General features: G+C 37.4%; 21 protein-coding genes. 9 read left to right on the forward strand and 12 right to left on the reverse strand.

Going from position 1 to position 25997, the window contains the following annotated elements; all coding sequences use genetic code 11:
• Positions 1 to 11: 11 nt before the first annotated feature.
• Positions 12 to 2582, reverse strand: a complete 2571-nt coding sequence (locus SDEL_RS07080) for an ATP-dependent Clp protease ATP-binding subunit (RefSeq protein WP_012857169.1) — start codon at positions 2580 to 2582, stop codon at positions 12 to 14.
• A gap of 198 nt (positions 2583 to 2780) precedes the next feature.
• On the opposite strand from SDEL_RS07080, the gene SDEL_RS07085 reads away from it, so the two are divergent.
• The 8 genes from SDEL_RS07085 (at position 2781) to SDEL_RS07120 (ending at position 10582) form a co-directional block, all read left to right on the forward strand.
• On the forward strand, positions 2781 to 4100 hold the full coding sequence (locus SDEL_RS07085; protein ID WP_012857170.1) for a S41 family peptidase: 1320 nt from the start codon (positions 2781 to 2783) through the stop codon (positions 4098 to 4100).
• A gap of 13 nt (positions 4101 to 4113) precedes the next feature.
• Entirely contained in the window at positions 4114 to 4827 is a 714-nt protein-coding gene (gene purC / locus SDEL_RS07090) for a phosphoribosylaminoimidazolesuccinocarboxamide synthase (RefSeq protein WP_012857171.1), read from the forward strand.
• A 24-nt stretch (positions 4828 to 4851) separates the two neighbouring features.
• Positions 4852 to 5097 carry a phosphoribosylformylglycinamidine synthase subunit PurS gene (gene purS, locus SDEL_RS07095; RefSeq protein ID WP_012857172.1) on the forward strand — a complete coding sequence of 82 codons (246 nt, stop codon included), beginning with the start codon at positions 4852 to 4854 and terminating at the stop codon, positions 5095 to 5097.
• Complete coding sequence (gene purQ / locus SDEL_RS07100) at positions 5091 to 5762, forward strand: phosphoribosylformylglycinamidine synthase subunit PurQ (protein ID WP_012857173.1); 672 nt, start codon at positions 5091 to 5093, stop codon at positions 5760 to 5762. Before purS ends, purQ begins: the two co-directional genes overlap by 7 nt.
• Before the next feature lie 4 nt (positions 5763 to 5766).
• Positions 5767 to 6852 (forward strand): hypothetical protein, encoded by a 1086-nt coding sequence (locus tag SDEL_RS07105; RefSeq protein ID WP_012857174.1) that lies wholly within the window; start codon positions 5767 to 5769, stop codon positions 6850 to 6852.
• Entirely contained in the window at positions 6830 to 7519 is a 690-nt protein-coding gene (locus SDEL_RS07110; protein WP_012857175.1) for a lysophospholipid acyltransferase family protein, read from the forward strand. The genes SDEL_RS07105 and SDEL_RS07110 overlap by 23 nt, the downstream gene beginning before the upstream one ends.
• Positions 7520 to 7650: 131 nt before the next feature.
• Positions 7651 to 9522, forward strand: a complete 1872-nt coding sequence (htpG, locus tag SDEL_RS07115; protein ID WP_012857176.1) for a molecular chaperone HtpG — start codon at positions 7651 to 7653, stop codon at positions 9520 to 9522.
• Positions 9523 to 9673: 151 nt separating this feature from the next.
• Complete coding sequence (locus SDEL_RS07120; RefSeq protein ID WP_012857177.1) at positions 9674 to 10582, forward strand: restriction endonuclease; 909 nt, start codon at positions 9674 to 9676, stop codon at positions 10580 to 10582.
• 157 nt (positions 10583 to 10739) lie between these two features.
• On the opposite strand, the gene SDEL_RS07125 is transcribed toward SDEL_RS07120, so the two are convergent.
• From SDEL_RS07125 to SDEL_RS07160, 8 genes are all read right to left on the reverse strand, one after another.
• Entirely contained in the window at positions 10740 to 12485 is a 1746-nt protein-coding gene (locus tag SDEL_RS07125; RefSeq protein ID WP_012857178.1) for a thioredoxin domain-containing protein, read from the reverse strand.
• Positions 12486 to 12711: 226 nt separating this feature from the next.
• Positions 12712 to 14742, reverse strand: a complete 2031-nt coding sequence (locus tag SDEL_RS07130) for an ATP-dependent helicase (protein WP_012857179.1) — start codon at positions 14740 to 14742, stop codon at positions 12712 to 12714.
• 66 nt (positions 14743 to 14808) lie between these two features.
• A complete protein-coding gene (locus SDEL_RS07135) occupies positions 14809 to 15345 on the reverse strand; it encodes a hypothetical protein (RefSeq protein ID WP_012857180.1) in 537 nt (178 codons plus the stop codon).
• Entirely contained in the window at positions 15342 to 16004 is a 663-nt protein-coding gene (locus SDEL_RS11700; protein ID WP_012857181.1) for a CDC27 family protein, read from the reverse strand. Before SDEL_RS11700 ends, SDEL_RS07135 begins: the two co-directional genes overlap by 4 nt.
• Entirely contained in the window at positions 15994 to 16794 is an 801-nt protein-coding gene (locus SDEL_RS07145; protein WP_012857182.1) for an ATP-binding protein, read from the reverse strand. Before SDEL_RS07145 ends, SDEL_RS11700 begins: the two co-directional genes overlap by 11 nt.
• Positions 16795 to 16867: 73 nt before the next feature.
• A complete protein-coding gene (locus tag SDEL_RS07150; RefSeq protein ID WP_012857183.1) occupies positions 16868 to 17392 on the reverse strand; it encodes a flagellar basal body-associated FliL family protein in 525 nt (174 codons plus the stop codon).
• A 10-nt stretch (positions 17393 to 17402) separates the two neighbouring features.
• A complete protein-coding gene (locus SDEL_RS12290; RefSeq protein ID WP_012857184.1) occupies positions 17403 to 17915 on the reverse strand; it encodes a hypothetical protein in 513 nt (170 codons plus the stop codon).
• Positions 17916 to 17949: 34 nt separating this feature from the next.
• Positions 17950 to 19278, reverse strand: a complete 1329-nt coding sequence (locus SDEL_RS07160) for an ATP-dependent DNA helicase (RefSeq protein ID WP_012857185.1) — start codon at positions 19276 to 19278, stop codon at positions 17950 to 17952.
• A 57-nt stretch (positions 19279 to 19335) separates the two neighbouring features.
• On the opposite strand from SDEL_RS07160, the gene SDEL_RS07165 reads away from it, so the two are divergent.
• Positions 19336 to 21336: an NlpC/P60 family N-terminal domain-containing protein gene (locus SDEL_RS07165; protein ID WP_012857186.1), complete on the forward strand. Its 2001-nt coding sequence runs from the start codon at positions 19336 to 19338 to the stop codon at positions 21334 to 21336.
• A 25-nt stretch (positions 21337 to 21361) separates the two neighbouring features.
• Here SDEL_RS07165 and SDEL_RS07170 read toward each other — a convergent pair whose 3' ends face one another.
• The 3 genes from SDEL_RS07170 to SDEL_RS07180 form a co-directional block, all read right to left on the reverse strand.
• Complete coding sequence (locus SDEL_RS07170) at positions 21362 to 21550, reverse strand: DUF1737 domain-containing protein (protein WP_012857187.1); 189 nt, start codon at positions 21548 to 21550, stop codon at positions 21362 to 21364.
• Between the two features lie 35 nt (positions 21551 to 21585).
• Positions 21586 to 25233, reverse strand: coding sequence for a YobI family P-loop NTPase (locus SDEL_RS07175; RefSeq protein ID WP_012857188.1), 3648 nt, complete (start codon positions 25231 to 25233; stop codon positions 21586 to 21588).
• A 184-nt stretch (positions 25234 to 25417) separates the two neighbouring features.
• Positions 25418 to 25996: a virulence RhuM family protein gene (locus SDEL_RS07180; protein WP_012857189.1), complete on the reverse strand. Its 579-nt coding sequence runs from the start codon at positions 25994 to 25996 to the stop codon at positions 25418 to 25420.
• Position 25997: the final 1 nt, after the last annotated feature.

A 25997-nucleotide genomic window follows, 5' to 3' on the forward strand; every position in this document is an offset into this window, starting at 1 on the left:
AAGTCTCTTTCTTAATGGCGAATTACAATTTTTCCATTCTCTGCATCAATGACGATCCCCTCACCTTCGTGAAGTTTATCTTCCAAAATCAACTCAGCCAATTTATCCTCGACGAGTTCATACAAAGCTCTCTTTAACGGACGAGCACCATAAACAGGATCAAATCCAGCCTCAGCTATCAAACTTTTAGCCGTCGTTGTCAATTCTGCTTTAATCTCTTTATGAGCAAGTTTCTTTTCAATATCACCAAACATAATGGTAACAATCTCACGTAAACCATCTTCACTCAGCGGATTAAAGATGATGATGTCATCCAAACGGTTTAAAAATTCAGGCTTAAAGTGCATACGTAACTCTTTCATCACCTCTTCGGTGCGTTTTTCGCCCTCAAACTCCATAATTTTGCTACTTGCGATGTTAGACGTTAGAATAATAATCGTATTTTTAAAATCAACCGTCACACCTTTATTATCCGTCAAACGCCCTTCATCCAACACTTGAAGCAAGATATTAAAGACATCGGGATGCGCTTTTTCGATTTCATCAAAAAGAACGACGCTGTAAGGTTTTCGTCGTACTGCTTCAGTCAGTTGTCCACCCTCATCATAACCCACATACCCTGGAGGTGCTCCAACCAAACGACTGACGGAATGTTTTTCCATATACTCACTCATATCAAAACGAATGAGCGCTTTGGTGGTATCAAATAAAAAGTTAGCTAACGCCTTCGCACTTTGTGTTTTACCCACACCTGTTGGGCCAAGAAAGAGAAAACTACCAATAGGTTTATTTTGCTCACTCAGTCCTGCTTTATTACGTTTTATCGCACGACCTATCGCCTTAATGGCAGCATCTTGACCGACCACTTCTTTTTTGAGATACTCTTCTACATGTAAAACTTTTGCTTTCTCACTTTGGAGCATTTTATTGACAGGAATTCCCGTCCATTTGCTAACGATGGTCGCTATCATCTCCTCATCGACGCTATTTTTAAGGAGCGTTCCACTTTCCACCATCTTTTCCCATTTGAGTTTTAACTCTTCCTCTTTTTTCAAAAGCTCAGGAAGTTTGCCATACTCAATTTCAGCGGCTTTGTTAAATTCACTCTGTTTTTTCGCTATCTCAGCTTCTCTACGCAGAGCTTCTGCTTGTGATTTAATGGCTGCAATATCATTAAAAACCTGTTTTTCATTTTCAAACTGCGTCTCTAAAGAACGCATCTTCTCTTTGGCATCGCCTAGCTCTTTTTCAATCGCACTTAAACGCTCATCATTCTTCTTGTTTTTTTCCATTAAAAGCGCTTCTTTTTCAACCATCAACGTACTAATTGCACGCTTAATACGACTAAGCTCTGTGGGTTCACTCTCAATTTGCATCTTAAGCTCAGCAGCTGCTTCATCAATTAAATCAATCGCCTTATCGGGTAAAAACCTATCAGAAATGTAGCGAGAACTAAGCTTCGCCGCGGCAATCAATGCGGAGTCTTGAATACTCACATTGTGATGCGCTTCTAAATGCTCTTTAATCCCTCTCAAAATCTGTAAAGCTTCGTTAATGCTAGGTTCATTCACCGTTACAGGCTGAAAACGGCGCTGTAACGCCGCATCTTTTTCAAAATATTTGCGATACTCTCTGAGCGTTGTCGCACCAATCGTATGCAATTCACCACGAGCTAAAGCTGGTTTAAGAATGTTAGCCGCATCCATACTACCCTCACTCGCTCCCGCACCGACGATGGTATGGATTTCATCAATAAATAAAATGACATTGCCACTTTTTTTCACTTCATCAATCACGGCTTTAAGACGGTCTTCAAACTCGCCACGGTACTTTGCTCCCGCAATCAAAGCGCTCATATCCAAAGCGACCACACTTTTATTTTGTAAACTTAAAGGCACATCATTATGGGCAATTCGAAGTGCCAATCCCTCAGCAATCGCCGTTTTACCCGTTCCAGGTTCACCAATTAAGATAGGATTGTTTTTCGTTTTTCGAATCAAAATCTGCATCATTCTTTGAATCTCTTCATCCCGCCCAATGACAGGGTCAAGTTTGCCCTCACTGGCAAGTTTAGTAAGATTAATACCATACTTCTCAAGCGATTCGAGATTTTCATCGGCACTTTGCTTGTCTATTTTTTTACCGCCACGCAACGCTTCAAGATTTTTCTTAAATGCTAAAAGATCAAGATACTTACCTAAAATTTTTTTCAAAGGCTCATTCTCAATGTTTGCGAGTAACCACGTATCCACAGAAAGGTAGCTATCCCCTTTTTGCTTCATTAACCCCTCTGCTTTTTGAAGAGATTCAACCAAAGTGCGTGAAAGTGAGATATTTTCTTTGCTAACATGCGAAGCAGTAGGCAATTTTTGCACCTCGCTTTTCACTTCAAGTTCTATTGCACTCTTGTCAATGTTCATTTTATTAAAGACTTGATTGAGGATGGAAGCCGAATTGGTAATCAGTCCCCACGTTACATGTAAAGGAGTGGCTTCATTATTTTTGGAATGCAACGCAAGGCTAATCGCACTCTCTATCGCCTCTCGCATCTGATTGGTAAGTTGTTCAAAAAGTGAGTTCATGAAAGCTCCTTTGTATTTTTCTATAATTCTACAACTTTAGTCTAGTGTTGTCAAGTTTATTTAGCCAATAAGAAGCATTTTCGCTTTCTAAAATCCTTAGAAAACTCTGCTCCTTTCATGGAAGTTTTAGGGAATCTGCACTATAATCTCCCTTTTTAGACACTAACGCATCTCTCATGCGAGGAGCATACCCATTCTATGAAACACTTACCCTTTGCTACGATTGGCTTTGTTGCCACATTTGTAGGTATCACAACGTTTTTTTCCTCCACACTTTTAGCAGACAGTGCCGATGGAGAGAAAAGTAGACTTGCCTCATTGGCTAAATTTACACGTGTTTTAGCCACTATTGAAAAATATTATGTTGATGACATTCAAATTGATGAAATTGTTAAAAAATCAATTGAAGGACTCTTAAATAATCTGGATGCGCACTCTGCCTATTTAGATGAAAAACACTTTAAAGACCTTAAAATTCAAACAGAAGGTGAATTTGGCGGTTTAGGTATTACGATCAGCCAAAAAGATGGCGCCTTAACTATTATTGCACCGATGGAAGGAACACCTGCGGATAAAGCAGGCGTTAAAGCAGGCGATATCATCTTAAAAATCAATAAACAATCTACACTGAATATGACCATTGATGAAGCCGTCAATCTTATGCGTGGAAAACCAGGTACAAACATCGAACTCACCATCGTCAGAGAGGGAGAAAACAAACCTCTAATATTCGCTATTGTTCGAGATATTATTAAAATTGAATCCGTCTATTCGAAGAAAATCGAAAACGAAAACATTCTTTACCTCCGTGTGGTGAACTTTGATAAAAATATCGTAGGCGATGTCCAAGAAGCTATTAATAAAAACAAAAAAGTACAGGGTATTATTTTAGATCTCAGAAACAACCCTGGTGGACTTCTCAATCAAGCCGTTGGATTGGTTGATATTTTCGTCGAAGATGGCATTATCGTTTCACAAAAAGGACGTTTGGAATCTGAAAATGAAGAGTATAAAGCTACCAAAGCAGGTACGATTACTAAAACACCTTTAGTGGTTCTTGTTAATGGTGGAAGTGCGAGTGCGAGTGAAATTGTGAGTGGTGCGCTCCAAGACCATAAACGTGCAATTATTATTGGTGAAAAAACCTTTGGAAAAGGGAGTGTTCAAGCCGTCCTTCCTATCGTGGATAATGAAGCCCTTCGTTTAACCATTGCGCGCTATTATCTTCCAAGTGGACGAACTATTCAAGCTGAAGGTGTTACGCCAGACATTATTGTTTATCCAGGAGAAGTGCCTCACAAAAATAATGAACAAACCCTAAAAGAAAAAGATCTCAAAAAACATTTAGAGGGTGAACTTAAAAAAGTTGATGACACTAAAGTCGAAAAGAAAGAGAAAGCAAAAACAAAAGAGACACAAAAATTAGACAAAGAGATGATTACACACGAGAATCTATTTAAAGACTTACAACTCAAAAGTGCTGTTGATGCGATCAAAGTACTTGCAATCAAAAAATAAGTGAGGAGCGAACGTGAACAAAGGTGCATTACTATACGAAGGTAAAGGGAAAAAACTCTTTTTAACCGATGATGAAAATCTTTTGGTTTCAGAGTTTAAAGATGATTTAACAGCATTTAATGCCGAAAAAAGAGGGAATGAAGCAGGTAAAGGTGCACTTAATTGTAAAATTAGTACACAACTTTTTCATCTTTTAGAAAAACATGGTATTCAAACGCATTTGGTAAAAACACTTGACGATACACATCAACTCATTAAACGCGTTCAAATTATCCCTATTGAAGTCGTTGTCAGAAATATTGCGACAGGTTCCTTATCGAAACGTCTTGGCATTGCAGATGGTACGGCTCTTCCTTTTACATTAGTAGAGTTTTATTATAAAGACGATGCGCTAGGTGATCCAATTATTAATGATGAACACTGCTTACTCCTTAATCTTGTAAAAAGTGAATCTGACCTTGAAGAACTCAAACGTTTAGGGCGTGAAATCAATGTCATTATGAAAAACTTTTTTGCAGAACGTAGACTTAAACTGGTTGATTTTAAAGTTGAGTTTGGGGTTGATCCAGAAGGTACGATTTTACTCTCAGATGAAATCAGTCCTGATAGCTGCCGTTTTTGGGACATGGATACCAATGAAAAATTAGATAAAGACCGTTTTAGACAAGGCTTAGGTAACGTTAAAGTAGCTTACGAAGAAGTCTTAAAACGTATCTTAACGCACTAAAATTTTAGAAGGACATAAAAAATTATGAAAGTTATCGTAAATATTCAACTTAAAAACGGCGTACTCGATCCGCAAGGCAAAGCGGTACATCATGCCCTCAGCTCTTTAAAATTCAACGAAGTCAATGAAGTACGTATTGGCAAACAAATTATTCTTGATATTGCAGAAAGTGATATAGAAAAAGCAAAAGCACGTGTCACTGTTATGTGTGATGAACTTCTTGCAAATACGGTGATTGAAGACTATAGCATTGAGTTTCCAGCATGTTAGTTGCCGTAGCTGTCTTTCCAGGAACAAACTGCGAAATTGATACCAAATACGCTTTTGAAAAGTTAGGACAAAACGTTGTTCTTGTTTTTCATAAAGAAGAAAAACTCCCAGAAGGAACGGATTTAGTCGTTCTTCCTGGTGGATTTAGTTATGGTGATTACTTGCGTAGTGCGGCCATTGCAAAATTTTCTCCTATTATGAAAGCTGTCATTGAATTTGCACAGCAAGGGGGAAAGGTATTAGGTATTTGCAATGGTTTTCAAATGCTTGTGGAAGCAAAACTTCTCCCAGGCGCTATGAAACGAAATGAAAGTGTTCATTTTATTTCTAAATTCCATCCGCTTAAAGTCATCGCTAATGATAATACCTTTTTACAAAAATGCAATATTGGGGATATTCTCACTATTCCTATCGCTCATGGTGAGGGAAGTTATTATATTGACGAAGCTGAACTCAAAGAGCTTTATGCAAATCATCAAGTGCTCTTGAACTATTGTGACGAAAAAGGGAATCTTGAAAATCCAAATGGTTCTGTGGATGCTATCGCTGGAATTTGTAATAAAACAAAAAATGTTTTTGGTTTGATGCCTCATCCTGAACGTGCCGTTGAGACGATTTTAGGCTCTGATGATGGCATTAAAATGCTACAAGGTTTTATAAGTTAATTTTATGAAGAGACTTTTTTCACTTTTGATCCTCTTTTATGCACTCTTTTCGCCTCTTTTGGCGGAAGAGAGTGTATATGAGAGTTATTCCAAATCCCTTTTTCTTTCCATTGAAGATACCCCAAAAAAAGTGTATGTAGGGCAAGTTTTTCCTATCAAAGTTAAAACGATTGTAGCCCATACAAAAATTGATGCACTGAAAACAACATTTTCGGATGCGAAAAATGTTGAGATTATCAATGCCAACGCTCCATGGGAATTATCTCAGGACAATACCTATACCAACACGTTTTATTTCAAAATCAACGCACCCACAGCATTTTTGCCAACACTTAGTGTAACTCTGGTTCAAAATAAAACATTGATAGAGAGCACATCTCTTGAACTCTCTACTCCAAACATTGTTCAATTAAAGAAAGATCCCTTATTTAGTGCAGTCATTGCCAATACGCTTTCTATCAACAAATATAAAACAACCACCTTTGATGCTAAAAATATCATTACTGTTCTTGAAATTGAAGCCACCGGTGCCAATTTAAAAGATTTTAAACTCAGTGGTATTGCGAAAAGTGGTATTGACTCTTTTTCAGATAATGGAACCAGTCAAACCATCTATTATTATGCTGTACTTCCTAATTATCAAAAAAACTTTGAGTTTACTTATTTTGATTTACCGAGTAATAAATTCACTAAAATTTCACTGCCTTTAACCATTGAAAATGAAGAAGTGAGCACACAACTAGGGCTCAATCCTAAAGAGAGTATTTTTGAATTTTATAAAAGTATCGCTTATGCACTTTTATCGTTTACTTTTTTCCTTCTCTTAATTTTCTACCGTAAGTGGTACTATCTTCTTTTATCACTCTTATTTCTTGGACTTTACTTCTTAGATCAAAATCCACTGAATCATGTCAAACTAAAAGCCGGTAGTAGCATGAAGATTTTGCCGATGGAGCGTTCAACCGTTTTTTATACGAGCGATGCCCTCTTAGAAGTTGAAAAACTAGGAGAGAGAGAAATATATATCAAGATTTTACTTCCTGATGGAAAAATTGGATGGACAGAACGTGAAAATATTATCAAGAATTAGAGCTATTTTTATTGCTATTGAATTTAGCATGACAGTTTTATTGACCATCGTTTTGATGTATCTTTTCCCAAAAAGTACACGAACTATTCGTCGTTTTTGGGCAAAAATGCAAACCTACCTTATTGGCTTTCATATCGTCCAAAAAGGGGCGATGGCAGAAGAAACGACCTTGTTGGTTATGAACCACCAAAGTCTCTTAGACATTGTGACTTTAGAAGCGATTCATCCTAGGGATTTATGTTGGGTAGCTAAAAAAGAGATTGGGGATATTCCTCTTTTTGGGCATATTTTAAGAGCCCCTCGTATGATTGCGATTGATAGAAATGATAAACGCTCTATTGTAAAACTCATAAAAGTTGGACAAGAGAGACTCAATGAGGGACGTATCCTTGCTATGTTTCCTGAAGGAACCAGAGGTCATGGCGATAGACTACTTAAGTTTCAAAGTGGCGCTAAAATTTTAGCAGAAAAACTAGGTCTCATTGTCCAGCCAGCGGTCATTGTTGGAGCACGTCATGTGCTTGATTCAAAAACACTCATGGCAAATGGTGGCGATATAGATGTTATTTTTTTAGACCCAATCAATCCAAAAGAGGATGAACACTGGTATGAAAAAATGCATGATGCTATGAGCAAAACCTTACAAGAGCATACTTCTTCCAAATAAATTGCCACAAAAGTGGCTTTTTCTCTTTGCTATTTTTGCTACAATGGCACCACTTTTTTGGGTTTTTCAAAGTGCTTTTTTCTTTACATGTAAAGCACTTGAAAAAATCCAATTACTAAAGGAAATCGACTATGTCAAAACATCAATTTCAAACCGAAGTAACACAACTTCTCGATCTTATGATTCACTCTTTGTATTCAAACAAAGAGATTTTTTTACGTGAACTTATCTCCAATGCGTCCGATGCACTCGATAAGTTAAACTACCTCACACTAACCGACGATACCTACAAAGCACTTTCTTATGTGCCACGTATTGACATTGCCATCAATAAAGAAACTAAGACACTAACACTTAGCGACAGCGGTATTGGTATGAATGAAGAAGAGTTAATCGAAAATCTCGGAACCATCGCTAAAAGTGGTACCAAATCATTTTTACAAAACCTCAGTGGTGACAAAAAGAAAGACTCTAGCCTCATCGGTCAATTTGGTGTTGGCTTCTACTCTGCTTTTATGGTTGCCAACAAAATCGAAGTCATAAGTCGCAAAGCTGGCGAAGAAAAAGCCTATATGTGGAGCAGTGAAGCAGGAGCTGAGTATGACATCGCTGAAGTGACCAAAGAGAGCCATGGTACGTCCATTACCCTTTACCTTAAAGACGATGAAGATGAATTTTTAGAGTTTTACCGCATTCAAAGTGTCATCAAAAAATACTCAAACCACATTCCTTTCCCTATTTTTATGGACAAAGAAGTGAAAAAGTATGATGATGAGGGCAAAGAAAAAAGCTCTGAGATTAAAAACGAGCAAATCAACAAAGCCAGTGCCCTTTGGACAGTCGCCAAAAGCCAAATCAAACCTGAAGAGTACAAAGACTTTTACCAACAAATCTCTCACGATAGCACCGATCCACTTCTTTGGAGCCACACAAAGGCTGAGGGTAAATATGAATACACCACCCTCTTCTACATTCCTTCCACTCCTCCAATGGATTTGTTTAGAATGGACTATAAACCGGGTGTTAAACTCTATGTTAAACGCGTTTTCATTACGGACGATGAGAAAGAGTTATTGCCAACCTACCTTCGTTTTGTCAAAGGTATCATCGATGCGGAAGACCTACCACTCAACGTCAGCCGTGAGATTTTACAACAAAACAAAGTGCTAGAGACCATCAAAAAAACTTCGGTGAAAAAAATCCTCAGCGAACTTAAATCACTCAAAGAAAAAGAGAACGATAAATACCTAGAGTTCTACAAAAACTTTGGGCGTGTCATTAAAGAAGGTCTTTACAACGACTGGGAAAACAAAGAAGCCTTGCTTGAATTAGTACTTTTCAAATCTTCAAAAAGAGATGGTTTAGTAAGCCTTAAAGAGTACAAAGAGGCGATGAAAGAAGATCAAAAAAGCATTTACTACATCACGGGTGAAAATGAGAAATTACTGCGCAATTCTCCACTCATTGAGCAGTTTAAAGCCAAAGACATTGAAGTTCTACTCCTTGATGAAGAAGTGGATGCCATCGTCTTCCCAATGGTCGGTGAATACGATAAAACCCCAATCAAACCGGTCAATAACTCTGACATTGACGAAGAGATCAAAGAAGATAAAGCGAAAGTCGAAGAGGATGAGAAAACCTACAAAGAGATTTTAGTCAAAATGAAAGAGATCCTTAAAGACGATGCCAAAGATGTCAAAATCTCCAGTCGTTTGAGCGATTCTCCATCATGCCTCGTGTACGATAAAAACGACCCAGACTTCCAAATGCAACAGATGCTAAAACAGATGGGACAGGACAATCTCCCAGCCGTTAAGCCTATCTTAGAGATCAATCCTGAGCATGAAATTTTCAAAAAATTAAGTGCCAAATCTGATCTTTTAGAGCTTAATGACATTGCTTTCTTGCTTTTGGATCAAGCCAAACTTCAAGAAGGAATGAAGATAGAAGATACCGCCGCGTTTGCAAAACGTTTGAACCGTTTTATCGCTAAAGCGCTTTAAAACATGCTTTACATGTAAGGATTTTTCCTTACATGTAAAAGCTACATTTATATCCTTCATTTATTTGTGCATATCAAACTGTTTTGTATATAATGTTCTTTGCATAAATAGTTAGATGGAACCTACTGGAATTAATTAAAATGGAGTATATATGAATGTAATTCCTGATTATCAAAGTTTAATGTTGCCATTGCTAGAAATTTCTGGTGATGGTAATGAGCATTTGTTACAAAATATTATTGAGTTACTCTCAACGAAATATAATTTAACTCCCGAACAAAGAAGCGTTTTGTTGCCAAGTGGTACTCAACCCATTTTTGATAATAGAGTTGGTTGGGCGAAAACATACCTAAAGAAAGCAGGTTTAATTGAATATCCAAAAAGAGGATATTTTATTATTACTACTCGTGGTAAAAATGTATTGTCTAGTAAACCTAAAGTTATCAACAATAAATTTTTAAAACAATTTGAAGAATTTAATGAATTCAAGACAAGAAATGTACAAAGTACTGAAGATAACGAAATTAATGATATTGATACCAATACCAATCAAACACCCCAAGAATTAATAGATAATGGTTTTTCTCAAATTGAAAATTATGTAAAAACTGAATTGCTTGAACGATTAAAAAATGTTAATCCTTATTACTTTGAAAAAGTTGTATTATTATTGCTTAAAAAAATGGGCTATGGGGAATTTGTTGAAACTCCAAAATCGAGAGATGGGGGAATAGATGGAATTATAAATGAAGATCAATTAGGTTTAAGTAAAATTTATATTCAAGCGAAAAGATTCACCGATGGGAAAGTTCGAGAAACTGATATTCGTAATTTTATTGGAGCAATGAGTGGAGATACTGAAAAAGGAATTTTTGTTACAACATCAGACTATGATGAACATGCAAAAATTAAAGCAAAGGATGCACGTCATAAAATAATTTTGGTCAATGGTCAAAGACTGGTTGATCTAATGTTTAAGCATGGTATTGGTGTTCAAACAAAAAACATATATGAAGTAAAAGCTGTTGATAATGATTTTTTTGATACAGACAACATCTAACAAGTCGATCAACCCGACGTTTCTTTTGGCACACTTTTTGTTTTCAAGGTAAAATCTAATTCAAGAAATATGCCAATTTTGCTACGCAAAAACGGAAATGCGAGTTGACTTTATGTTATCTAAGAAAAATATTATACATGTAAAGAAAAAAAGAGAGCTAACCTCTTTGCATGTAAAGCGTTATTGCCCTCACCGCTTCAGGATACGCATGGGCATACTTTTGAATCCCTGAGCCAAAACTCTCCAACATATCTTTCACACGAACAGACAGTGCGGTGTCATCTTCAATCTTCGCCAATTCAAAAAGATTTTTAATCATCGTTGAGAGTGGGCTTTTGTAGCTATTGTCTTCCAAAACGGCCTTAGCACGAAAGGCTTTGTCGGAGAGATACCACGTCTCTTCTTTGTAAAATTTATGCTCTGCCTCATGGCTTAACTTTTTTGCTAATTCCAAGTAATGTGTCTCTTTCGTATGTGTGTAGCCACGTAGTAACGCTTCAATCACAAAAGCATAATCTTCGAGCAATGCTTCCACTTTCAAACTGCCACCTAAGACGATTTGATGGTACAAAACGCCGTTTACATGTAACGTGCTTAAAAGCGTATCTAACACATTTTTCGCTTTCTCAATTTTACCTGCCTCAAAAAGTGCTGTGATCATTAAAGCGTTCCACGAGGTCAAAATTTTGGTGTCGATAAACGGATACGCTACCTTTTGACGTTCCTCTTTTAAAATAACAACAGCGTCATTCAACCGAGCAGGTTTTTCATTACATGTAATCACAGGATTAGTGCTCTGGTGTTCAAAATTGCCAAACTTTGTGATGCCAAAATAGTCCATCACGGTTTTGGTTTCGACCTCACTGAGGCCTCCTTTTAAAAGCGCTTCTTTGGCTTCTTTAAAACCAAACACAAAGTATTTACCCTCTTCTCCTTCAGAGTCTGCGTCACTCGCACTGAGGTAAAGTCCCTCTTTTAAAAAGCGCTCATCCATCGCTTCGATGGTTTTATCGACGACCTCTTTAAACAGCGGTTTTTGTGTCAGAGTGTACAGTTTGGCATAGACTTCGATCAGCTCAGCATTGGTATAAAGCATCTTTTCAAAATGAGGAATCACCCATGCTTCATCGACACTGTAACGGTAAAATCCACCTTCGATTTGGTCGTTGATGCCTCCATTTGCCATGGCTAAAAGTGCATCTTCACTCATATACAACGCTTCAAGGTTTTTGGTTTGGGCGTAAATATCTAAAAGAGCATTCCATGTTGAAGCATGTGGGAATTTTGGAGCATGTCCTACACCTTTAGAGACATCATCATAACTTGCTTTGACATTGCGCACAAACGCTTCTAAAACACGCTCTTTATCAATGTGCTCTTTTTGCTCAAAACTGCGCTCATACTGCTTAAGTGCTGCTTCAATACTCTGCGCACTCTTTTGAACTTCCTCAAAATCATCGTCAAACTTACCTTTGATGAAACTGGTCAGTTCACGAAATCCCATGCGTCCTTGCATACTTTGAGGTGGCAGATATGTTCCTGCAAAAATAACCTGCTGTGTGGGTGTCATAATGATACTCAGCGGCCAACCACCACTGCGTTTGGTGAGCAGATAATGCACGTCTTGGTAGTATTTATCCAAATCTGGCATCTCTTCACGATCGACTTTGATGCTTATGTATGAGTCGTTGAGCAGCTTTGCACTCACTTCGTCCTCAAAGGTCTCTCGCTCCATCACATGACACCAATGACAGGTGCTATACCCGATGGAGAGAAAAATCAGCTTGTTTTCATTTTTGGCTTTTTGTAGCGCTTTATCGCTCCATGCCATCCAATGGACGGGGTTGTGAGCGTGTTGGAGTAAATAAGGAGAATCCTCATGGATTAATTCATTGGTGTGCATAAAAAACCCCTCTCTTTTTAGGAGTTATTTTATCTCATTTAAATAAGGTAAGGCTTTAAAAATTATAGTCATTTTTATAACCTTTGAAAAGATAAAGAGTTTGCTTAGAGTGCGTTAATTTTTAAAACTCAAAATTGAGTCATAGCCAAAGCTATGGCGATGTTTTTAGTTTTGAAAAGTGATGTGCTATGAGCGATACTCTTTTTTCAATAGGTTATGAAAAAGGCTATTGTACCATGCCCGCTTCAACTAAAAAGGGTGAATGCGTGTAGCTGATCTTCTTAATCTTGTCATACTTCGCATAGGAGAGGTAGAGCATATCTTTTGCCCGTGTGGTTGCCACGTAAAAGAGGCGTCGCTCCTCTTCAAGGCTTCCGCCTTTTTGCATCAGTTTACGGTTAGGAAAGCGTCCATCCATCAAATCAATCACATAAACCTCTTTAAACTCAAGCCCTTTACTGGCGTGAATACTGAGCAAATTCACCCCCTCGCCCTCACTCATCTCATTACTGCCCAGCGTTAGCGCATTTAAAAACCGCTCACTAGAAGCATACGAACTTGCCAAATCTTTGAGCAAATGCCCTTTACGAAAGATACGAGAGCGAGCTTCTGCTTTTTGCTTCTCATCCACACTACCATCTTTTTTAATGGAGCGCTTCACCGAGAGGGTTTCAGCCATGGCGCTAAACACTTCGGAGCTTAAGACGTGATTGATAAGACTTTGTGGGGTCTTAATGCGTGTGGCATGTTTCATAAATTTATAAAACTGGTGCAAAAACTTTGCACCATCAATGCTTAAACGAGGGTGTTTTAAAATGGGGTTCGATAAGAACTGCTCTTCAAACCCCAAATCATAAAAACGACTTACACTGCCTAGATCATACACATCATCAAAAAGCCCTAACTGGTGGTTTTTAGGACGTTTCTTAAAAATCTCCTCAACACCTGCTTTGGGATGAAAAAAACCGTTGTAGATATTGCCCTCTCCTAGTTTAAACAAGCCATCAAAAAGCTCTTTGGAGAGGGAGCTTCCCACACCTCTAGCATACTCAAAGGTGTGAATAAACGCCATCATATCTTTAGGATTGACCACGACTCCCACCAAATCCAGCATGGCTTTGACTTCAGCAGAGTCAAAAAAGCTAATGCCCCCTTTACGTTTACACGCAACGCCCTGCTCTCTTAAGGTGGCTTCAATGCCATCGGCACTGGAGTTATTGCGAAAAATAACGGCAATATCAGCGTGAGCATTACGTGAATTTTTAATGAGCGAGGAGATAGAGTGGTACTGGGCAAACAGTTCATCGTAAATGAGCAGTTGTGGCGCTTCAAACGCTCCATCACGGGTCACTTCCAAACGCTTTTCATAGAGTCTTGGATTTTTCTCAATGACACGATTCGCCAAAGAGAGAATTTTATGGGATGAGCGATAGTTTTTATTGAGCGTAAAAACATTCGCCCCTTCATAACGCTTGGCAAACGAGCCAATAATATCGATATTTGCGCCATTAAACGCATAAATACTCTGGTCATAATCCCCCACGCAAAAAAGTGATTTGGAGCGAAACGCATCGATGAGTGAGCCTTGCAGGGTGTTAGTATCTTGATACTCATCAATTAACACCTCTTCAAAAAAGAGTTCATGCTCCTTCTTCAACGCCTCACGCATAAAGATGAGTAAGTCATTAAAGTCCACATAGCCAAACTCTCGTTTTAAGGCTTGAAACTCCTCAAAAATATCTTCATAAATATCAAAGAACACACCATGTTCGCTGTCATTTTCCTCTAGCCACTGCGTAAAACTCTGTGTGACGGTGCTGTTTTGATAGAGTGAAAACAAATCATACAAATACTGCGCACTGTACGCTTTGACACCTGATTCAATGTGGTCAAATCGCCTTCGCTCCACAATGCTTTTGAGTAAAATTTTAAGATCTTTAGGCTGTTTAAGCACAATGTTTGAGCCCATTTTTTTAAGCAAACGGTAACTCACGGCGTGAAACGTGCCTGATTCAATTTGCGAGGTGATGGATTGAGGGAAAAAAGCACTCACACGCTCTATCATCTCAGCGGCAGCTTTATTGGTAAACGTTAATAGCAAAATTTTTGAGGGTGCAACGCCATTTTTTAATAAATACGCTAGCCTTGCAACGATGGTCGAGGTTTTCCCCGTTCCCGCACTGGCAATGATAAGATTGTAACCTGATGGTGCTGTAGCAGCACTTTTTTGTTCAGTATTAAGTCGGCTTAGAGGCATAACTATCCTAGAAAAATTTTTGAGGTCGCATTCTAGTCAAAAAGAGCCTAAAACAAAGTAAATCCCTTACAAATACCAATGACGCTGTACCAATTTACCCTCTTTGTGCTCATCAATGTAGACACGCTTAGGTTCATCATCGCTCAACCATAAAAGATAGTTCATCTGCGGTGTACCAATCTCTATACGCTTTTCGACAACTTTATAATTTCCCTTGGAGAGCTCCTCAAAAACACGAGAAAGCACGTGATCGGTACGAGGGAGGAGAAGCTCTTTAAGATTGATAGCATCATGCATAAATTGATAAATAAGCTTTTTTTGAAGCATTAAGGTTGTAAAGTAGGAGGCACTTTCACGGTACTCTTTGGTGCTAATAAGATTTTTACTGATATAACTTAAGGGTTGAATGGCATCCACTTTCGCACACGCATCGCCAATAGCAACCAAAATCTGTTCATTGCGCTCATTTTTCAGATAAAACTCCGCTCCATCTGAACACACCTTTTCATAACGCTTCGCTTGATAATCTTTTAAGACATCATTATACGAATAAGCATAAAGAGAATGGCATACAAAAACACTCACTACAATCAAAAGTTTCATTGTTGTCCTTTGTAAAATTCTAAAAGCTCTTGTAACTCTTTGGATTTGATATACTCTAAAATACGCTCTAAAGCATCAATAGCAACCTCTACTTCACCCAAAGCAAATTTGGATTTTGCATAAATAAGCCATGTTACGTCACTGTTAGGATTGAGTTTATTGGCTTTTTTTGTCCACGCAATCGCCTCATAATACGCTTTTTGCTCAAAATAAAATTGGGCTAAGGCATACGCGTTTTCATAATTCGACATTTGCTGAAAATGGTTCATCAGCACTCTTTCCGTATGCAAAAGATGATTGGCGGCTTCTATCTCTTTTTGAGGCAATTTCGCCTTTTTTTTAGGGGTGAAGTGTGGCGCTAAAAATAAAACAGGCTCGTTGAATGCTTCAGGCTCTTTTTCTACTTCTACGACTTCAACAACCGTTTCATTCACATCCTCTACACGCTCATGAGGCTTTGGCGTTTGAGCTTCTTCGCTCAGAGGCAAAGAGAGCGTCTGAGAAACTAAAACCTCTTGAGGCGGTGTTTGCTTTAACGATAATATACTTCCCACACACACAACGCCAACACCAATTACCCCAGCGCCTATTTTAAGCAACTGTTTTTTATAGAGCGTTTTACAACGTTTTTCAAGTTCTTCAAATCGATTATGCGTCACGAATGATTCCTATGTCCAATGCCGTCATGGTTAAAACACATCGGTTAATGGTTGTGTATTTAGATTTGTCATTTTTTTGAGCAAAATCAAGCAATTTAAAAAGCGCATAGAAAAATTTTTTAATCGTACGAAAATTACCTTTAGCATAACGAGCAATTTTTTTGGCATCACGAATTGAAAACATTAAAGCAATTTCACCTTGCGAATGTGCCATTAACTGCGCTTGAAGATAACGGTACAACTCACGCTCATGCAACATTCCATAAACAATACTCTTTGCCACAAAAGGCTTCAATAAAGGCTGTGAAAGAACTTTTTTTTCATCCTCTTTATGCAAGGCAAAAACACATTGAAAAGATTTTAAACGCACTAATCGTGCGAGTATTTCATATTGGCGTTCACTTAAAAGTTGCGCCTCATCAATGAAAATCGTACACTTCTCTTCTGCGTACAACTCATATAAAAATACTTCATGTACCTCTTGTGCCTCTGTTTCATCAAAGGGTAATCCTTTAAGGGTATAAAGCTTTAAAAAAAGTTCATGCCACTCAAAGCAAGGATTATCCATAAAAACAGATTCTAAAACGAAAAGTGGAGAGTGATGAAGCATCAAAAGCGTGTGCGTTTTTCCAACCCCTGGCTCACCCAAAAGAAAGAGCACATCATGCTTTTTCTCTTTTAATGTCTCAATGAGTGTTTTACGAACTAATTCCGCACTCGTACTATCAAAATAGAACGAAGTATCAATGCTATCTTTAAAAACACTTTTGGCAATTTCGAAGTTCTTCATTTCCACACTTTTTAGTAAATAATAGGCGATTTTAACATATTCTTTTCAAAGCATCCTGAAGGCATCTCTCTTCTTAAAAATTAACGGCATTTTCATCGGGAAGAAGTGAACGTTTTGGAAGGGGTGGCGCTAAGTTGAGTGGTTGAAAAGGTTGTGAAGGAGATGCGTGTTGCTGAGGCTGTTGGGTAGTTTTAGGCGCACTACTTTTTTGCTGAAAAAGTGCCTCTTTTTTAATCGCCTCAATAATCTCTTGCGTTGTAGGATTGGTTTTAATACTCAACTCTTTAATGTAAAGAGCATCAATAACGAGGTTATGTGTTTTTTTCGCATAGGCAATTAAGGTCGATTTGAAGAGTTCTTTGCCCCTAGAAGTCACCAAATCCTCAGCATAATAACTTCCAATAACGATATTTAACGCATCAACGGCTTTATGCTCACTCTTTTTAATCTCATTGCCCTCAAATACCAAACTTACGCTCACTTCCACAGGTCTTTTATCAAGCTTTGAAAAGACATTGGCGTTGAAATGCTCTAACGCCAATGTCTCAGCAAACACGCTTACATGTAAAGATAAAAAGATAAAAACAATGTATCGCATACTTGCCTTTTTAGACGGATGTATCAAGCACATTTCCGCCAAGTTCTTTAATTCTGGCATCCACTTTTTCGAGTGCTTGTTGCATCGTAGTATAGCTAATTTCAGGCAATTTTCCACCCCACATCTGCTCAGCTTCCGCAAAACCTCTGAGCATTCCCTCTCGTCCTGCTTGCAGTTTTTGCATATCATCTCCCGCACCACCAATGACAAAATTGGCAATGCGCTCACTCGTTTGAGCAATGCCAAAAAAGCCATCTTCGGAGACAAGCTCTGATGCTTCACTTTGGCTCAATTCACTTAAAGGCTTTCCCGTGTAGCCAATATCTGCCAAACGAAAGGTATCGGCTTGTGAGCTAAAGCTTTTTTTAGCCTCTACAAGCACCTCTTCCATGTACTGTGTAATGTAGCCATTAACAATCTCCTTGGCACTAAGATTTTTCTCTTGTGCTTCACTCACTGTCACAGCTGACTTTGCACTGTATGTAGCATTTGATGTACTGCTGTAGGTTGCATTAAGATTCATAAATACCTCCTCATTGTTCTTTACATGTAAATCGTCAAAAGCCATCAAAAAGTGAATCGCTAGGCATCTCTTCTATGTATAAAATCTCCGATTTTTCGTAAAACTCTCCTACTTTTGGCGAGACCTGAACACACCGCTTGACATGCTCAGCAAAACGCGCGTATTGGTAGTCAATTAAAAGCCCCTCAGGGTAGCGTGATCGTGAAATAGCCACGTAAAATTGGCTCTTTTCAAAAATGGTGTTGATGTTACATACGAGTGAGTCGATGCTCATGCCCTGAGATTTATGAATCGTAATAGCGTAGGCTAGTTTGAGAGGAAACTGCTCAAGGGAAACTAAGGGTTTATCCTGCACTTCGCCATTTAAAAGCACGTTTTCATGCAGAGTGTACTCTTGACGCTCCACTCTTACCAAATCACCCTCTTTTTCAACCACCACCTCTTTTTCATCAATGGCATGCACAATGCCCCGCTCACCGTTATAGTATTTGCCCCATTTATTCGTACAAAAAAGCACTTTTGCTCCCACTTTAAGGGTTAAATCCGCAGGTACAGGAAGGGCATTTTTCCACCCTTCGATTTTATTTACATGTAAAGATTTTTCGTGCACTTTTTCTTTGGCTTTAAGGAGGATGGGTTCACTCTTGATTTGCGCTAATTTTTGAATGTTCAAAAGCTCCGCCTCTTTATTTCTACCAAATAAAACCGTAGGCTCCGCCTCCCAAACATTCACATTGCCACGCAAAGCTTCCAAATAGGAGAGTGTCTCTGGCGTTAATGTCCCTTTTCGAATCAAACGCAAATGCTCAAAAAAACGCTCATCTTGCGTTCGTTTTGTTTTGGTCAGCTCTACAACCCTAGGATTAAACGCACTCCATGCACTGCTCTCAAACGCATACTCAAGACCGCCGAGTAAAGAGCCCTCTTTGCCTTTGGAAACAGGTGGAAGTTGAAAAAAATCACCCACAAAAAGGATACTGCCCTCAAAACCATTGTTGCGCAGGCGGTAATAAATCATATCGAGTAAATCCGCTGAAACCATGCTAATCTCATCAATCACCAGCAAATCACACCGTGCAAGCACTTTTTTAATCTCAGAAAGCCTCGCTTTGGCATAACGGTCATGGCGCATCAGCTCATCCAAATGAGCACAAATGCCAAAAGCAAAAAAGCTGTGCACCGTTTGACCATTGACATTCACCGCACTCACGCCCGTGCTTCCTAAAACGACCACTTGTTTGCCAATTTTTCGAAGATTTGTCACGACCTCGCCGACAAGATAGCTCTTGCCAACACCCGCACCGCCTGTCAGCAACACATGGCGTGTTTGTAAAATTTCAATGAGTTTTAACGAAAGGCTCAATGGGTATCCTAAGTTGTTTTTGCTATTATAGCACGTACCAAAATAAAGGGGTAAACCGTGCAATACCGCATGCTATTTCTTTTTACATGTAACCTTCTTTTGCTTAGTGGTTGTGCCATGAAAGAGCAGACGCAAACACCCTCTGCACTCAGTGGGGATTCCCAAGCGATACTTCTTTATCCGCAACGGGTAGATGCATTAACGCAAAACATTGCACCACACACTATTGCGCAGGAAGATTTCACCTACCGTTACTATAAACCGTGGTTTAAAACGCATTTAACACATAAAAAAGAAGACGCCTCATGGGCGAATAAATCCTATGGCATTAAAGGGCGTTACTATGGTGAAAATTTACAGCTGATCGGCGATGAAGAGATAGACACGCTCATTAAAAGTACCAATTTTGAAGCGTATGGCAGTGTCAATGCTTATGCTATGATGACGCAAAACGAGCAAATGCGCTCCCTCCCAACTCACAAACCTTTTTTTAAAAAAACCACCCTTCCAGGAGAGGGGTATCCGTTTGATTATTTGCAAACCTCGCAAATTCACATTGCAGAACCCATTTTTGTATCACACTACTCACGAGATGGAGCGTGGGCGTATGTGGAGAGCTCTTTTGCGGCGGGGTGGGTTCCTAGTCACAGTTTTGTTTGGCTAGAGGCAATGGAGCGTACAGCCATCCTTCAAGCACCCAAAGTGGCTATCATCCACGATAATGTGCCTCTTTATAACGCCCAACAACACTTTGTCACTTACGCTAAAGTAGGCGCACTTTTTCCTATTGAAGGGGAAGATGAGAACTTTTACCATGCCTTCATTTACACCAAAGATGTTACGGATAGAGCGTATAAAATGACTCTTTTTGTTCCAAAAAGTTTTGCCAAACCTGTACCTATTGCTTTTTCAAAAGAGAATGTAGAACAACTCTCTTCAACCCTATTAGGCGAAAAATATGGTTGGGGTGGATACTTGCAAAATCGTGATTGCTCTGCCATGACCCGTGATTTTCTAGCCCCTTTTGGGGTGTGGATACCCAGAAATTCAGCCGCTCAGAAGAGTTTTGGAGAGTATATCTCCCTGAAAGATTTGTCACCAAAGGAAAAAGAAGCCATGATCTTAAAAAACGGTATAGCCTTTTTAAGTCTTATCTACCTCAAAGGTCACATTATGCTCTACGCAGGTGAATTTGAAGGTAAACCTCTTGTCATGCACAATGTTTGGGGTGTTCGTACCCTAGAAAATGGAAAAGAGGGAAGAAATATCATCGGCAAAGCCGTCATTACCGACCTTTATGTGGGGGCGAATCAGCCCAATGTGCCAGAAGCGGGACTGCTTATCAACCGTGTAGAGGGTATCACTAAACCTACAAAAACCACAAGCCATAACCTCGTGTACAAATACCCTAGTGTTAAAAATATTAAAGACAACAGCGTCTATTTTATGGATGGAAGTAGCCTTGCGTATGATGATAAAAAAGAAAAAAGCTTTAATGAATTGCTTGAAAATGCGGACATTGAAGATATGTTTACTGGGAAGTATCCCGCTTTTGCACCTATCGCACCCCCAGCCCTCAATGACGACCCAGGTCGCTTTCGCAATGATGCGTTTTTGAAAAAACTTTATGGCGAGAGTAAAAAAGAGATAGAAAAAAACTTAACCGACGTGGTATGGCTACAGAGTCACGGTGGGAAAAAACTCAAATTTAACCAAAATGAAAACGCAAGTGCGCAACTGCAAAAAATCTCCGACGAACTTGACCGCTTACCTGAAAAATATATGAAATACCTGATAAATCCAGCAGGGACTTACTACTACCGAAAAATTGCAGGTACAAATCGTCTTAGCGCACACAGCTACGGCATCGCTATTGATTTAGAAACACGCTATTCACGTTACTGGCAATGGGATAAAACCTACGCCTTTCAGAACGAATTTCCCAAAGAGATTATTGATATTTTTGAAAAACATGGCTTTATTTGGGGTGGTAGATGGTACCACTACGACACCATGCACTTTGAGTATCGACCTGAGTTGTTTGAGAGTATAGACTAACAATAAGAGCTTTACATGTAAAGCTCTATTTCGTAAACCCACACGCCTTAATGTCTTTGTCATCTTCTTTGACAATCGCTTGCGCTGCGATCACGCTCTGCCCATTAAACGTCACCGATGGGTTTCCGTGTAATTTCCAACCATCATTTAAAAACTTCGTAATCCTCGCACAAAATTTTGAATCATCAACACCTGTGATAAGTTTGTACTGCATTTTTGCTCCTTTGAAATGTTTACATGTAAACGTTATTAAGCTCTTTTTCTATTAACAATAATTTTATTCTTTTTTAGAGAACTTGTTGAAATATACCTTTTATTGTCTAACGCTTCAATTAGTGCTTGATTGAGGTCACTAGCCTCAAATTCTATTGGTTTTGCCCCTTTCTGGCTTAAATCAGAATATGGATTATCAAGTTGAGTGAGATATTCACTTATCTTTTCAAGTTCCAAATAAGGTATGTGTAATGTTAAAATTTCCAAAGATTCTTTCAAAGCACTTTTTTCAAATAAGACTTCAAATAAAGCCATTGGCATTTGTTTTGAATTTTTAATATAAAGATTATTTGTACTTATTGCTAATTCTTGATTCTCAAAAACTGATGTATCAGCTTTTTCCATAAAAAATAATTTTTCATCCACAGTAAATTTTTGAGAATTTAAAATTTGTTGATAGTCACTAATGTGTAATTCAAATTCATCTATCTTTTCCAATAACTCATTTTTAAAACTTTCTATTAACACAATGACTTTATCAACACAATATTCTCTTAAATTATCAAGATTTTCCTGTGCCAATTTTAATTTTTTATTCTCCAACAAAATATCAACTTTTTTCACAGACAAATTATTTATTTTCAAATTTGACCATCCAAAAAACCAAATGCCTTTTACGATAAACTCATACGCAGTATCTGAAATTTCATTTGATAACAAAATCACTTCCGAAAATCTTTGTAATACTTCTTGTGTAAAGGTTGATTCATTATTCATTTTGTTTTTTGAGAGTTCACTATAATTTTCTTCTTCATTAAAAAAATCAGTAAGCGTCTTATTTAACTCATTTGCTTCTTGATAGTAGTACAAAACATTATCCCATGTTGGAGTAGCTTTATTAAGAGAAAATACATTTTCCCAAATTTCTTTATCATTTAATTTTGAAACATCTTCAATTTGGACTACTTCTTTTTGAATAATTTTTAGTTTATTTTCTTTCTTAACGTCCTCGTTATTGAGTAATTCGATAACCACATCTTCAGATTCTTGCGTATTTGTTTCTATTTTCAAGAAGACATTTTCGATGTATTCATTGATGTTTTGTCCAATGTACTCAACCAACTTGGAAGCATAAGTCGTTTTTAGGGTCGTTAGATGAGCTGTTTTTAACGCTTCTGAAAGTTCACGCTCAGGTTTACCTTTTACATAGGCAACTTGATTTATCATCTTTTCGTTAAGCGCATAAAGATTTTCTTCATAAATAAAATTAAACAACGGTGGATTATCTGTTGGATTTTCGATATAACCATATTTCACATTCAGAGATTCAATGAGGCTTTGAAATTTTTTATTATCAGATTCTGTATATTTCTCTAGCGTTTCGTTATTTTGAAGATATAGTTTTAATGACTGTTCAATGTTAAGGGTAACAAGTTCTTTGACACTTAAATACTGAAACAAAAGTTTAAAATACTCCTCTTTTTTCTCTTGAGTTACATTGCTTTCATTAGCAATATAAAACCACAAGTTTTTCCAAAGAGTAGCTATCTTTTTAACAAAAAAAGCACTTTCAACCGTCACTAATACAAAAGATAAAACAAACTCTCGTGATTCCTCACTTTCATCTGCTAGCTTTTTAAATAACGAGCCAAACTTATCCTTTAAGAAGTTCTCTTCTCTTTTTTGAACACAATACTCCACTAAGTTATAATTTAAGATTGCTTTGGAGTTAAATTCGCTCTCTTTAAGATGCAAAACAATCTCTTTTTTATTGGTTAATTCAAAATCAGTAGGAAACATTTTTCCATCTTTGACAGCTAGGACAAACTCTCTATCTTTGTATGTCAAACTTCCTTCAAAAAAGTGCGAAATATACCAATGATAATCCTCGTCGTCGATATACCCTTCACGAATAAGATATTTTAAGAGAGATTCATCTTTTATTACCAAAAAAATTTCGTCTGAAATTGTTGTTTTAGAAAGATCACTAATAGAATACTTTTTAATTTTATGCTCTTCAGCGGAAAGTACTTCCAATTCTTTTTTTAAAAGTTCCAGCTTTTCATCGCTCATTTCTAATATAAGCTTTTCTCTTTCTCTATACGTATGCGTATTATTAACATCTTTTTCAATATCAGCAAAAGAATAACGCCGATCGATATTTTGAGTATTTATAAGCTCTTCAAATATGTTTGCTTGTACTTGATTTGAAATATCTGATATATTAAAATATCGACTATTATTAATATTAAACTGCGTAGAATCAACTTTTTGATAAATTTTAAGAAGGTACACCATCCGAAGCTCTTCAACAGTTTTTTGTCTCTCTTGTGCTAGCAACTCTTTTCTCTTAGTTATTTCATCGTTTTTCTCATGCTTCTTTTGTGTAACATCATTGGATAAAGACAAAATCCAACTTAATCTCTTACTAAAAATTGTATATAAACTACCTTCTCCCTTGTGCAACAATGCAAAATCCTTGGGATAAAAGTTTTTATATATAATCATCGCCAACAGCTTTTCAGCAGAAAAATACTCAGAATTTCCAATTTTATTTTTGTACAACTTATATTCATTGTGAATGTTGATTAAAAGCCTCATTTCATCAATATAAAGTGCAATATCTCTTAAAAAATCATCACTAACCTTTTCACCTTTAAATTTTTCTTTCATTTTTTGGTAAGAGCTTGTTGAATTAATATAAGGGATAATAGGCAAGATAAAATCAAAAAATTTCGTTCGATCTTTATTATCTATAAACATATCATCCTTAATTGCATATATGAAGATAATACGTCGTCCTACATCTTTTGAATTATTGAGTAGTGTATTAAGCTCTCGCAATTTTATAAAAATTTCTGTATTGTCAAACCTATCTAAATCTTCAACGACAACCACGTTAAACTGTGTCACTTGGAAAAAATACAAAATCTCATCTAAATGTTCATTTAAGATGGAAGCTTTATCTTTGTTAGCAACTTCCATTTCTCCATTTTTGAGATTGAATTTACTTATTTTTAAATTTGATAGGTATTTGATAAATTGATAAAAATAATACAAGCCTATGGGTAAGACAATGAACAAAAATAACATTTTAGATTCATTCAATGCGCTAATAAAATCAGCTTGTGATACCTGAAGAAAGGCACTTGCTTTGGTAGGAAAATAGATTGAAAAAACATAAGATAAGAAAAAAACTATGGCAACTACGTGTAGAATAAGAAAAGATTTTTTAAGATTTTTGATTCGTTTAAACCGTGAATAGGGAATAGTTTTGTCACATTCCTTATAAAAAATTTGTTGTAAAATACTTTTTTCGACAAGTTGTTTATCCTCATCCGTGGGAACTTTTCCTGTTAAGTCTTTAAATGTCGCTAGCGAAACATGAAGATAATTCCAATCTACGTCATTCTTTTTTTCAAAGGTTCTTAAAAAACTACTTTTTCCTGAACCATAAGCACCAGAAATAGCAATGTTGTTTACTTTGAGTGTCTTTAGTGCATATAATAACGCTTGGGAATATTGTCCATCTTCATCTGCATTTTCATTGGGAATTAATGCTTCATATTTGTTTGGATTATCTGTTACGCCATAACTAATTTTATTCATAATTAAAAGATGTAACTGTTTTAATTTTTGCATCAACCAGACTAAAAATTTATCAATATAAACTAAAAAATCCATAATAAAACCTTTACTGTTTTAAGTTTTTTTTAAAATAAGAAAACCATTCATTTCTTTAGCATCATCTTTAGATGTAAACGTATTTTAGTCTGTTTCACTTAAAAGATTGACGATAAGTTTAACCATCAACTCTTTTTGCGAAGAGTCACTTGATGCTACCAAAAGTGCTAATGAAACTAAAGCGTTATCGTTTATCTTTGGTTCTCCATTTGCCTTGTAGCGCATGAAGTGCATTTGAGTCGTAGCCTTGAAGCAATGCCCATGTTTTGGCGTAGTTGTTGATGATGTCAAGCAAGCCTTTGGCTTCGTTGCTACTCAGCTCTTTTGTTTCGATGCTTTTTCGCACTAACTCCATCGTGGCGGTGAGTTCACTCAGGCTTTGAGCGTTGATGCGTTGGTGGTTGATGGCATAACCTTTGATGAGATACTCTTTGAGGATTTTACTTGCCCAAATGCGAAACTGCGTTGCATTTTTAGAATTAACCCTATATCCAACAGAGAGCACAGCGTCTAAATTATAAAACGATGTTTCGTATGTTTTCCCATCGTTGGCAGTATATTCCAAAATGGAATGAACTGAATTTTTATCCAATTCTCCTGATTTAAAGATATTGCTTAAATGCTTTGATATAGCTGGTTGCTTTGTGCCAAATAGTTCAGCTATCTGAGCTTGATTGAGCCAAAGAGTCTCATGCTCCAAAGTAACTTCTAAACTCACGTGCCCCAAATCGTCAGTGTATAGAACGACATTTTGCTTTTCCATT

It is taken from the genome of Sulfurospirillum deleyianum DSM 6946, assembly GCF_000024885.1.
In the GTDB taxonomy this organism is placed as follows: domain Bacteria; phylum Campylobacterota; class Campylobacteria; order Campylobacterales; family Sulfurospirillaceae; genus Sulfurospirillum; species Sulfurospirillum deleyianum.

Coding starts and splice junctions, on each gene's coding strand:
- SDEL_RS07145 (WP_012857182.1), bottom strand. CDS start 16,794: ATGAAGAACTTCGAAATTGCCAAAAGTGTTTTTAAAGATAGCATTGAT.
- SDEL_RS12290 (WP_012857184.1), bottom strand. CDS start 17,915: ATGAATCTTAATGCAACCTACAGCAGTACATCAAATGCTACATACAGT.
- SDEL_RS07120 (WP_012857177.1), top strand. CDS start 9,674: ATGAATGTAATTCCTGATTATCAAAGTTTAATGTTGCCATTGCTAGAA.
- htpG (WP_012857176.1), top strand. CDS start 7,651: ATGTCAAAACATCAATTTCAAACCGAAGTAACACAACTTCTCGATCTT.
- SDEL_RS07175 (WP_012857188.1), bottom strand. CDS start 25,233: ATGGATTTTTTAGTTTATATTGATAAATTTTTAGTCTGGTTGATGCAA.
- SDEL_RS07135 (WP_012857180.1), bottom strand. CDS start 15,345: ATGAAACTTTTGATTGTAGTGAGTGTTTTTGTATGCCATTCTCTTTAT.
- purS (WP_012857172.1), top strand. CDS start 4,852: ATGAAAGTTATCGTAAATATTCAACTTAAAAACGGCGTACTCGATCCG.
- SDEL_RS07180 (WP_012857189.1), bottom strand. CDS start 25,996: ATGGAAAAGCAAAATGTCGTTCTATACACTGACGATTTGGGGCACGTG.
- SDEL_RS07170 (WP_012857187.1), bottom strand. CDS start 21,550: ATGCAGTACAAACTTATCACAGGTGTTGATGATTCAAAATTTTGTGCG.
- SDEL_RS07085 (WP_012857170.1), top strand. CDS start 2,781: ATGAAACACTTACCCTTTGCTACGATTGGCTTTGTTGCCACATTTGTA.
- SDEL_RS07105 (WP_012857174.1), top strand. CDS start 5,767: ATGAAGAGACTTTTTTCACTTTTGATCCTCTTTTATGCACTCTTTTCG.
- purQ (WP_012857173.1), top strand. CDS start 5,091: ATGTTAGTTGCCGTAGCTGTCTTTCCAGGAACAAACTGCGAAATTGAT.
- SDEL_RS07130 (WP_012857179.1), bottom strand. CDS start 14,742: ATGCCTCTAAGCCGACTTAATACTGAACAAAAAAGTGCTGCTACAGCA.
- SDEL_RS07125 (WP_012857178.1), bottom strand. CDS start 12,485: ATGCACACCAATGAATTAATCCATGAGGATTCTCCTTATTTACTCCAA.
- SDEL_RS07080 (WP_012857169.1), bottom strand. CDS start 2,582: ATGAACTCACTTTTTGAACAACTTACCAATCAGATGCGAGAGGCGATA.
- SDEL_RS07150 (WP_012857183.1), bottom strand. CDS start 17,392: ATGCGATACATTGTTTTTATCTTTTTATCTTTACATGTAAGCGTGTTT.